Below are 6,221 nucleotides of genomic sequence, written 5' to 3'. Positions count from 1 at the left end.
CGTTCAAATACGCCAGCATCCCGCCACTCCTGAAATCGGCGATGAGCAGAGCTTGACGAGCATATACCGGTGGCATTTAGCGCATTCCACTGGCAACCCGTCCTGAGTACGAAGAAAATGGCGTTCATTGCAGCGCGATTATCAACCCGCTTGCGGTGCGTACCCAGCGGGTGTTGAGTTCTATGTTCCGGGATGAGAGGAGCCATTTTCTCCCAGAGTTCATCACTGATTTGCCACTTATTACCTGCCATACGTTGCCCTCATAAATTATCATTATGTATTATCTGACAATTCCTTTTGGGATAGGTTCTTAGATAATAATAAGTATTGCCTAGACAAAGAAGCATTAAAAGATGGTTTTCATTGGTTGGTTCCAGACAGGGAAATAGATCCGATTAACTGGTTTAACTCAACAACATGGCAGTATGTGAACGCTGAACTTTTAAAAATAGGAGACTAAAACAGGAGTAAGACTGAAACTAGAGATGACCTTGAATTAGATAAACTATCAAACACCTCTAACCCATTCGCTTTTGAATTAACTGAAAAATCTAAGGAAAACATGCGTTCTTTGGTGAAGCATGTAGATGGTTGAACTTGGAACGAGCGTGTTGATTCCATCAACAAAAAAGATGGTAATTAATATGATGTATCGTGGCTAGACATCAACAATGATCTTTATGGTGCGGGAAAGTGGTTTTATGAGCAAGCTAAAGAAGAAGCAACGCCTTCTCATAGGCGAGATTTACATGCGCTTGTCAACTATGAATACACAGGCGATTTTTTGTCGCTGAAGTAATGGGAAAATCGAAAATATGAAAATACAGTTAGTAGCTACGATCTTAGCTGCTCTTTCCTTGCAAGCTCAAGCAACGACTCAAGAAGAAATGGTAATCGAATTAGGTCATTCTATTGCGCTAAGTTTACTTGATGCAAAGTTGGAATTGGCTTGTGACTCCAACATTAACAACCTAGGTGAAATTACTCTCAAAGTTAATCAGGAGTGCGTTTCAACAATCAACAAACTTCGGTCAACGTTAGAGACAGAGCCGACAGCAGTAGACTTGGTTAAACAGGTTGATTCTTTTATGGATTCAAATTCTATCCCACTCACTAAGTAACTTGAGAGTATTGGAAAAATCGAACTTGTGCAAAAGGCATTTAACAGGTTGATTTGAGTGCCTTTGATAGAAGTAGTAATAACAACTTGGAGTGCAAACTTTGTCAAAGAATGAAATGCAATATGCAGTATGGCAGATGCCCCATACCGAAAAAGATTTAGCTGTTTTGGTAGATGCTGCTGAGTTACCTATTCTAGATCGTGGAGAGGAGGGTGTGCTAAACCCTGACACACCATTAAATGATGATCATTTAAAACTAAAGTTGGTTTACGGTGTGCTCATGTCCAATAACCTTCGAGGTTTACAAAACTATGAAGGGATGAATCACTTAGTTGATGTCCATCAGGATAAATGGTTAGTTCATCTAAAGCCAAACGATGATGAGGATAAACCATTAGAAGCAATCTATCTTGGATTTGAAGATATGATGGTTTTGCATTGCAGGGGATTAAGACAAGGTGATTTTGCTTTCGCTGCTCTTATGGGTCTACCTGATAGCTTGGAACTTCATTCAGATAAGCTGTGGGGTGTAACATCGTTCCTTCGTTTACATGATTTAGACATGGCTACAAACCTAATTAATCGAGAAATCATCATTTCGCTAGTCGAAGAAGAAGTTGTCGAGGCAGAACTAACTAAAGAAAATTGGAAATCATTTGTTAACGAGGGACTGGCAAAGTCTTTAGCTAAAAAAGTAGGTTAATTAGGATAGGGAACATATTAGCTCATAAAAACCTTAGATTTACCTTTTAGAACCGTAAAAATGCTTCAAAAATAAGAACGCAGACCTTAAAGAAAAAGTTAAGACAACGACCAAGGACTAACAAGAAATGAAAATAGTATTAGCTAAAGAAATTAGTGATAGCCTGAGTGAATATACAAATGCCGATAGCTCCATCTGCGTACAACAAGTTACCTTATGGTTTGATGTGATTGCTACAGAGTTGGAGCTAACTGAGGTATCTAAAGAGAAACTAAACTATATCACTACTCCTTCAATTATAATCAAGTTGAGCCAATCTAATCAGCGCATACATGACCTATTATTGGGGGTTGCTGGGTATCCAAATTTAGATAAAGAAGAAGCAGAATTTCAAGTTAAGTGTAGGCTATCAGTCCTGAAATCCGCATGGATGCACAGAGCATACGGTTTGACGTTGCAAGATGCTTTCACTGATGGAGAACTATTCTTTAACGCTCTCATCAAGATGTAGGTAACACCTTATGTTAGACAATATATTAGCTAGATATTGGCAACCTAAAGGAACCTCTTTACATAAGCACCATTTACAAGCAATTGTCATCGGTTTTGTATTAAGTCTAGTGTTACTTTTCGTTGGCGTTATTAATCGTGAAATGGCTTTTTCAGTGATGATCTTGATTGTCGTACTCCAGTTCTTAGGGATGTGGTTGGCTAGAAAGAGATTTGGTAATAGAAATCCCAATAAAGTTGGATATAAAGAGTAGTTCCTGCTGGATAGAGATAGTTACGAGCCATTGCAGATCTGGTCATATAACCAAGCCGATAAAGCCAAAAAAGAAGTCCCCAAATTGGTTAGGAAGCTACTTGCTCGCACTCAGATACATCGTGCTTGGTTACAAAGCGCAACTGGCTCATTTCAGTTGCCAGTTTTAGAGCGAATTTAACGTTGGAAGATAGTATTGGAATTAGTAACTTAGATTAGAAACCAACTCACCTATGACCCTGATAGTGGCATCATCCAGTGGAAAAAGTTGGGCAGAGGCCGCCGAGCTAATCTAGTTGCGGGATGCGTCAAGCGGAAGAAAGGCAACGTGTGGCGCAGAATTGTCATTGACGGTAAAGAGTACACATCTGGTCAAATCGCTTGGTCAATAATGACTGGTCATTTTCCTGATTTCATCATCGATCATAAAGATGGTGATTCTCTAAATGATAAATGGAGCAATTTACGTAGGGGGACAACTGCGTTGCTCAGAGAAATTTAGCTAGAAGTCGCCGCAACAAAACTGGTGTGACTGGAGTGAAACAGATCAATGGCTACTTTGTCGCCTACATCGGAGTGGGTAATAAGCAAAAGTACCTTAGTAGCACAAGTGACTTTTTTGAGGCTGTTTGCTTAAGAAAGCGAGCAGAGAAACAGTACAAATACAGCCCTAGACATGGGCTGTAATCAACATTGGAAAAAACATGCCAGAACCAAAACCTAACCACCGGAAGTTCGCGGACTTTATTACTAACGTTTCAGCCCTTGCTAGTGCCTATTTCTTAGTCCGATTTGTCCTAGATTTTTCTCTAGAAACTCTAATCGAGAATGAAAATTTAATGTGGTTCTTCATTTTCGCTTTTATTACTGTAGTGTATGGTTTTATCTACGGAAAAAACGGCAAAAAATGACATTGTAAACAACTAGATTGTGTAAAAGGTATTGAATTACACCTACATGCTTATGACAACTGTCAAAATAGGCGATTCAAATGGATTAATGCCATCAGAACAACTTGATAACAAAGAGGGAGCCATGTTCAACATAAGAACTAGACACTCGTATGGCCACTAGAAGAACTGGGGGTGGTGCTTAAAGGTCAGTAAACCCGACTAAAACTGGTGATGCTGTTGGAGAGCTAAGTGATCTCTTAGATGTTGCCCTATACAACCGCCCATGTACAAGCAGAAGCGTAAGATAGATAAGCTAGTTAAGACGCTGCTGAAACCTAAAAAGAAACATTAACTGGATAAGGAAAACTGTATGACAAGTGTATATAAACTGATATGCGAGCGAGCCTATTTTGTTGGGTATGAGCAGCTTTTCTTGCCAAGAAGTTTTAGGCGGCTGGTTGCTAGAAGTGAGTTGCACAGAGCTTGGTTAGCAGGTAATCAAGGTAATATCGGTGCGACCGATGGCGTTTTGTATCGGAAATGGTTTACTAACCGCAAGCATCATACAAATGCCACTATTAAACAGCTATGGCGTAGCATAAATCGATAACCCGAAACATCAGTATTTATAAGCAACAGAAAAAGAAAGAAGCCACATCTTTACTCATAATCGCTCGCCATCCTCTACTGTTCACCTGCCCACGTTATAAAGATATCAATCGGAAAAGTACTCAGTTCGATCTTGGTATAAGCGCTTACTTAACGCCTCTCCAAATTATTCCTTGTTAATCATCCCAATTATTATGATAATTGGGGTATTGTAAAATATCCACAAATGACATATATAGGTGAGTAATGTTCATAGGTGTTAGTAGAAGCCATCAATGGCGTTTATCAGAACCACCAGAACCATCTGATGATAAAGACTTTCAACTAAAAAGGGTGGAGTTTTTATCAGATGTTGACTATCGATGTACTGATTGCCATTTTCGTTCAGAAAAGTATCAACATGTTCATCACAAGGATGGGAATCACAAACATAACGAAATCATTAACTTTGAGTGTAAATGCCCTCTATGTCATATGTGTGAACATCTGGGTTTTGTTGCAGATAATAAACTTGCCACTTTAGTTTTTTGTCCCTCTTTGACCCAGGAGGAGCTCAATGCTTACGTTCGAATATCTTGGGTTGCAAATTACTTAGCAAAAATCCAAGGTCCAGAAAAATGCGGTACTACGCTTCTGCGTATTGCACGCGATACAGGGCTCTGGATCGAGCTCCTTTCTGCTACGGCGCAGCAAGTAAGTCAAGTGTACAAAATAACCAACATTAGGGCACTAGCTGAAGACTTTCGTGCTATGGATGACAAAGAGTATTCCGAACGTCAGTTAAAGTACCCTCATTTAAGGTTGCTGTTTACTCCAGATCCCTTTTCTCGAGAGATAGAGGAGTGGAGTAGGAACCAAGACTTCTTTTCAGATTTCTATGACCCAAACAATTGGCCAGAAATAGTGAACAACCATATCTCTAGTTTAGAAGGATAGGATATTAATGAACACATATGGCGTAGCGATATTCAACGATGAAAAAAAACCTAGGAGTGGATTCTCTTGTGTCGATGGCAAGGTGAAGGAGTTTAGTTCCTATTCTGATTTGGAGATGTCTACAATTTGGGTAACTAACATTCAACACTCTATATTTCAAAAAGAAGCCCTCTACAAAGTACCTAACCTACGTTCGTCGCAATATTTAAGGTTGTCTTTACAACAGATAATGAGGGAGTTGAATGTTAAAAAAGATATTGAAGGTATTCAACATTTAGCAAAGCTAGTTCAGTCAATTGCTGCAGATCTACAGGGTAAATTCGAACTTAATCCGGACTACCTTCGATATCGCCTTGGTGGTGAAATCCCACAATACCTGGAATCACAAGGGTTCCTACCTTCTGAACTACTAAATATAAGTGAACTCGCAGACGCTTCAGCTAAAGCGGCATTAAATGATGCGTATCAGTCATTCCAAGGTACTGTAAAGTCTGCAAACGGAAAGATCTATCATTATACCTTACCAAGGGTTGCGCATTTCGAATACTTAATGAATCAAAACTTTCCTTTGGATAACAATTGGGAAGAATTTACGTTTAGTAGCGATGGGCCAATTGTTGCTGGATATAAAAACAAAGTACTACTCCCTGATACAGAAAAAGTCATAATAGGTTTAAAGAACCTCCATAAAAATACTGCTGCAATTCTAAATATCAAAGTAAAGTCTATCGACCCAAAGCGAGCTCAAAGTTTTACCTTTGGAATCGAAGGTGTGAAATCTACAACGAGAATATGGGCTGCTCTTCCAGAGGTTATTGATATTTTACGTTACTGTGAGGTTGAAATTTTGGGAGGCCTGAAAACTAATGCTGGTAAGTTGGATGTAAGGCCTGAAATAGACCTATCAAAAAATAGATATAGTTACTCTAAAGGTGTGGTCAGTGAAAATATTTGGTGTGCCTTAGCCGATAAAGTCCACTTAGGAAGTCAAAAACAAGCTACTGGCCTGGGAGTGTACCTCAGAGCATATGACAGGATTATTTGCTCCAAACTTGCGGAAGCGTTTATGAAAGCAGGTTTCGTCGGCGGTGGGTTTGGTGTCGGTGCGGCAAGGGTTTGGTTAAGTAGCCAAGATGTAAAAAAAGCCAATATTATTGCAGAAAAATTTGGCGCAATGCCAGATATCGGAGTGTAGA

At 39.5% G+C, this 6,221-nt stretch carries 9 protein-coding genes; 8 read left to right on the top strand and 1 reads right to left on the bottom strand.

Features of this window, described 5'->3' with window-relative positions:
• On the bottom strand, positions 1–251 hold a 251-nt coding region (locus R7P36_RS16405; protein WP_206937396.1), incomplete at its 3' end, for a transposase.
• A gap of 564 nt (positions 252–815) precedes the next feature.
• Here R7P36_RS16405 and R7P36_RS16400 point away from each other — a divergent pair.
• The 8 genes from R7P36_RS16400 to R7P36_RS16365 all read left to right on the top strand — a co-directional run bounded on the left by R7P36_RS16400 (position 816) and on the right by R7P36_RS16365 (position 6,220).
• The gene (locus tag R7P36_RS16400) at positions 816–1,121 is read left to right on the top strand and encodes a hypothetical protein (protein ID WP_169567642.1); all 306 of its coding nucleotides are present in this window, start codon (positions 816–818) and stop codon (positions 1,119–1,121) included.
• A gap of 100 nt (positions 1,122–1,221) precedes the next feature.
• Positions 1,222–1,824 carry a hypothetical protein gene (locus R7P36_RS16395; RefSeq protein ID WP_140050539.1) on the top strand — a complete coding sequence of 201 codons (603 nt, stop codon included), beginning with the start codon at positions 1,222–1,224 and terminating at the stop codon, positions 1,822–1,824.
• Positions 1,825–1,951: 127 nt separating this feature from the next.
• The gene (locus R7P36_RS16390) at positions 1,952–2,335 is read left to right on the top strand and encodes a hypothetical protein (protein WP_025767063.1); all 384 of its coding nucleotides are present in this window, start codon (positions 1,952–1,954) and stop codon (positions 2,333–2,335) included.
• Positions 2,336–2,345: 10 nt separating this feature from the next.
• Positions 2,346–2,588, top strand: a complete 243-nt coding sequence (locus R7P36_RS16385) for a hypothetical protein (protein ID WP_025767062.1) — start codon at positions 2,346–2,348, stop codon at positions 2,586–2,588.
• Positions 2,589–2,915: 327 nt separating this feature from the next.
• Entirely contained in the window at positions 2,916–3,089 is a 174-nt protein-coding gene (locus R7P36_RS16380; protein WP_140050538.1) for an HNH endonuclease, read from the top strand.
• Positions 3,090–3,291: 202 nt separating this feature from the next.
• Positions 3,292–3,498, top strand: coding sequence for a hypothetical protein (locus R7P36_RS16375; RefSeq protein WP_213899627.1), 207 nt, complete (start codon positions 3,292–3,294; stop codon positions 3,496–3,498).
• Between the two features lie 837 nt (positions 3,499–4,335).
• Positions 4,336–5,025, top strand: a complete 690-nt coding sequence (locus R7P36_RS16370) for an HNH endonuclease (protein ID WP_025634880.1) — start codon at positions 4,336–4,338, stop codon at positions 5,023–5,025.
• Between the two features lie 7 nt (positions 5,026–5,032).
• Positions 5,033–6,220, top strand: a complete 1,188-nt coding sequence (locus R7P36_RS16365; RefSeq protein ID WP_025634881.1) for a hypothetical protein — start codon at positions 5,033–5,035, stop codon at positions 6,218–6,220.
• The last annotated feature ends 1 nt before the right edge of the window (position 6,221 follow it).

Origin of the sequence: Vibrio sp. 397, assembly GCF_033339395.1 — a bacterium.
GTDB lineage: Bacteria > Pseudomonadota > Gammaproteobacteria > Enterobacterales > Vibrionaceae > Vibrio > Vibrio alginolyticus.
Note: the sequence above shows the minus strand (reverse complement) of the source record. Positions and strands in the feature narration are given on the sequence as shown.

What these genes read in the sequence shown, in the direction of transcription:
- R7P36_RS16365 (WP_025634881.1), top strand. Translation starts at nt 5,033, where the DNA reads ATGAACACATATGGCGTAGCGATATTCAACGATGAAAAAAAACCTAGG.
- R7P36_RS16400 (WP_169567642.1), top strand. Translation starts at nt 816, where the DNA reads ATGAAAATACAGTTAGTAGCTACGATCTTAGCTGCTCTTTCCTTGCAA.
- R7P36_RS16390 (WP_025767063.1), top strand. Translation starts at nt 1,952, where the DNA reads ATGAAAATAGTATTAGCTAAAGAAATTAGTGATAGCCTGAGTGAATAT.
- R7P36_RS16375 (WP_213899627.1), top strand. Translation starts at nt 3,292, where the DNA reads ATGCCAGAACCAAAACCTAACCACCGGAAGTTCGCGGACTTTATTACT.
- R7P36_RS16385 (WP_025767062.1), top strand. Translation starts at nt 2,346, where the DNA reads ATGTTAGACAATATATTAGCTAGATATTGGCAACCTAAAGGAACCTCT.
- R7P36_RS16370 (WP_025634880.1), top strand. Translation starts at nt 4,336, where the DNA reads ATGTTCATAGGTGTTAGTAGAAGCCATCAATGGCGTTTATCAGAACCA.